The organism is Chryseobacterium sp. RR2-3-20 (assembly GCF_017808115.1).
GTDB lineage: Bacteria > Bacteroidota > Bacteroidia > Flavobacteriales > Weeksellaceae > Chryseobacterium > Chryseobacterium oryzae.
On sequence record NZ_JADQBD010000123.1, the window covers coordinates 1 to 3,710 of the forward strand.

Here is a 3,710-nt window from a genome sequence, read left to right on the forward strand (position 1 = left end):
ATTCAGAAAAGTGTTGCTGTAGAACGCACTTTTTTTGAAGATCTTTCCGATGAACAGCAGATTACAGAAAAACTTCAGAATTTAAGTGAAGAATTGCACATCAGGCTCCAGAAAAATAATATTTTGGGACGTTCTTTAACTTTAAAGATAAAATATAAAGATTTCTCTCTTTTTACCCGAAGTTTTACAAAAGACGAATATTTCAGTTCGCCCGAACAATATTTTTCAACCGCAAAAAAATTATGGGAACTCCGCCCTTTCGATAAAGCGGTACGATTATTGGGATTATCATTATCACACCTCAACACAGAAGAAAAAAAGCAGATCTCTGTTCAGCTTAAAATTCCTTTTGAGGAGTTTGAATAAGCAAAATCTCATTAATTGATATCACAAAATTTACTTTTATTATGAACTCAACCATGATACAGTTTTTCCATTGGTATTCTGAAGGAAAAGGAAAACTATGGAATCACGCAGCAGAACAATCGCAATATTTATCAGATTTAGGAATAACTTCAGTTTGGTTTCCGCCTGCTTACAAAGGAACAGATGGAGAAAATTCGATAGGATATGATGCTTATGATCTTTTTGATCTCGGTGAATTCGATCAAAAAAATGCTGTTGGAACAAAGTATGGAACCAAAGACGATTACCTCAATGCTATTAAAAGTCTTAAAGATAAAAATATACAGGTTATTGTAGATATTGTGTTAGGGCATAAAGCCGGTGGAGATGAGCTTGAAAAATTCAAAGCAGTAAAAGTGGATGAAGAAAACAGAGATAAAGTGATTTCGGATACGATTGAAATAGAATCTTATACAAAATTTACGTTTCCCGGAAGACAGAAGAAATATTCTGAATTTGAATGGAATTTTACCTGCTTCAGTGGTGTAGATTATGCAGAAGGTAAAGATTCTCACATTTATAAAATTATTTCGGAGTACGGCGATGGATGGGAAAAAATGATTGATGATGAAAAAGGGAACTATGATTATCTAATGTTCAATGATGTAGAACACAGAAATCCTCATGTTCGCGAAGAGCTGAATAAATGGGCTCAGTGGTATTTCGAACAGACAGATTTTGATGGAGTAAGATTGGATGCTTTAAAACATATTTCGTTCGATTTTTATAAAGAATGGCTTACACTTCTCCGCTCTAATACCGGGAAAAATATTTTTGCAGTAGGAGAGTATTGGGCTCCCGGATATTTGGATTTGCTTCAGAAATATATAGAAACTACAGAAGGTTGCATGAGTCTTTTCGACAGTTCTCTTCAAAATAATTTCTGTACCGCTTCAAGAGAGGGAAATTCTTATGATTTGAGAAGAATTTTTGATGAAACTTTAACTCAGGCAGATCCTATGCATTCTGTAAGCCTGGTAGATAATCATGATACTCAGCCTTTGCAGGATTTAGAAGCTCCGGTGGAATATTGGTTTAAGCCTATTGCGTATGCATTAATTTTGTTGCGTGAAAATGGTTATCCCTGCATTTTTTATCCCGATTTATATGGTGCTCATTACAAAGATTATGACAGAGAAGGAAATGAACAGGAAATTTTTCTTAATAAAGTAGATGGAATAGAAGGGTTGCTAAAAGCGAGAAAAGATAATGCTTACGGTATTCAGCGAGATTATTTTGAAGATGCAAATTGCTTAGGCTGGGTAAGAGAAGGAAATGATGAATATTCTGGCTGTGCAGTAGTATTGAGCAATAAAGATGCTTATGAAAAACCTATGGAAATGGGCGAAAAATATGTAGGTAAAACTTTTTTTGATCTACTTGGGCGATTTGAAGATAAAGTTGTGATTAATGAAAATGGTTGGGGCAATTTCCCTGTTCCGGCAGGAAATGTAAGTGTTTGGATTTCCGAGTAAATAGTAGCTCCCAAAACCAATAATTGTAGAATCCCACATTTATTTATAGCAATGATTTTTTCATACTGTAATTATTTAAACAAAAAATCCGCTTTAAGTGAAGCGGTTTTTGTATTATTCAAAATGGGAAAATGTTGAGTAGCAAATGCATTTTCATTGGTTTATTTAGTGGAAAGCACTTCTTCGCTAATATCTGCAACCTGAATGCTTTTAATAGCTGATTTGGGTGATGATGTTGTACTTCCGCCCATGATGTATAATTTATTGTTATAGATTTCCGCAGCAGCATGTCGTCTGGGAATCATGTTGGATGATAACTTATGCAACTGTTTGGTTTCTGTATCAAAATAAGCCATAAAATTTTGATTGTTATAACCACCTGCAATAAAAATCTTATTACCCGATACCGCTAATGAATGACCGGATATCGCAGCAGGCATCGTATATTGCTCTGTCCACTCATTTTTTTTGAGATCGAAAACATTGACTAAGCGGGATGAGGTGCCATTAAAACCACCAATTACATAGAGCTTATCATTCACAATTTTGCCTCTTGTTTCTCTGGCTGTGGGCATATTCGGTAAAGGATGCCATGTATCTGAAGCAATGTCATAATATTGAAATCTATCAGAAAATACAGTGGTTGCGGCATTATTTAGTCCACTTCCTCCAAACGTATATATTTTTCCGTTGTGGATGGCAGAACCGGCATTTCCGGTGTAGGCACGGTTAACAGCTCCCTTCTTTACTTGATGCGTTTCAAGGTCTACAATTTCAAGATGGCTGTTTCCCCACCCGTTAAAAATATAAATTTTATTTTCGTAAGTCTCCGAATTGGCGAATCTTTTGGGAACCAAAGTAGCATTGATGACACTCCAACGGTTGTCTTTAATACTGTACTTTTCAATAAAAGTAGCATTACCATCCGAATCTTTGTAGCCATTGCTTACATAGATATTGCCATCTGCAATGGTACTGCTTGTCGCTCCTCTTTTTACAGACATATCCGAAACCTGCTTAAAATGTAAGGTTTGCGCTTGGGTTAAACATAAACCGAAAAAGAAAAGAAGGAAAGATTTTGTTTTCAATGGATGTGGGATTTGGTTTTAAAGATAGGGAAAAGTGATGAAAAAAGTCACGGATTGGAAATCCGCGATATTGGGGAATTTTCGATGTTGAGTTTGTTTTTATACTAAAGCCACACGAAAAGATTCGTGGCAGCAGTGACATTGGGAAAAGTAAAAACCGCTTTGGAGGAAGCGGTTTTTTTTGTTTTGTTAATTGCTCAAAGTCGGGAGACTTTGCGCAGTGGTGGGGAGTTCCCTTATGAAAACTTAAAGATGGACATAAATGGATGGCCATATTGGACAAATATGTCAGGCACCTATTCTAGAATTGGACAAATTTTAAATTTTATGACGCAAAGAATTGCGTTTTTGGATAATAAATTTTCCTACTTATAATTAAGTTTATGAATGAGTTTACTTCCGATTTTAATGAATTTTTTCTCAATTAAGTTATAGGTAAAATAAGATATAGCCACGCATATTGCAAGGACTATTGATAATCTAATAAAATAATTTAGAGATCTAATTTCGCTAAAATCGGATAGGTTAAACTTATCGAGCCAGTAGATGACAGCAAAGTGAGTGATATATAAGCTAAAACTTAGTTTTCCTATAAATGTTGTGAATTTGTTCACTAATAACTTTGATGGAAAAGTACTTAAAGTAAATGAATATCCGTAATTTATCATAACTTTTGTATATTTGTAGTAATCAAACAATTAGATATGAATTTATTCAGTTTTTCAGCACATTTTGGGACAGA

General features: G+C 34.7%; 3 protein-coding genes and 1 pseudogene. 3 read left to right on the forward strand and 1 reads right to left on the reverse strand.

Going from position 1 to position 3,710, the window contains the following annotated elements:
- Together IV513_RS15070 and IV513_RS15075 are read left to right on the forward strand one after the other, a co-directional pair.
- Nucleotides 1-366, forward strand: a pseudogene (locus IV513_RS15070) (DNA polymerase IV); the annotation flags it as partial.
- 41 nt (nt 367-407) lie between these two features.
- The gene (locus tag IV513_RS15075) at nt 408-1,880 is read left to right on the forward strand and encodes an alpha-amylase (protein ID WP_209391381.1); all 1,473 of its coding nucleotides are present in this window, start codon (nt 408-410) and stop codon (nt 1,878-1,880) included.
- Nucleotides 1,881-2,041: 161 nt separating this feature from the next.
- Here IV513_RS15075 and IV513_RS15080 read toward each other — a convergent pair whose 3' ends face one another.
- The gene (locus tag IV513_RS15080) at nt 2,042-2,968 is read right to left on the reverse strand and encodes a kelch repeat-containing protein (protein WP_209391382.1); all 927 of its coding nucleotides are present in this window, start codon (nt 2,966-2,968) and stop codon (nt 2,042-2,044) included.
- 126 nt (nt 2,969-3,094) lie between these two features.
- Here IV513_RS15080 and IV513_RS15085 point away from each other — a divergent pair, with 126 nt between their 5' ends.
- The gene (locus IV513_RS15085; RefSeq protein ID WP_209391383.1) at nt 3,095-3,343 is read left to right on the forward strand and encodes a hypothetical protein; all 249 of its coding nucleotides are present in this window, start codon (nt 3,095-3,097) and stop codon (nt 3,341-3,343) included.
- Nucleotides 3,344-3,710 lie beyond the last annotated feature (367 nt).

Excerpts from the sequence above, each read along its gene's own strand:
- IV513_RS15075 (WP_209391381.1), top strand. The coding sequence starts at position 408 with ATGAACTCAACCATGATACAGTTTTTCCATTGGTATTCTGAAGGAAAA.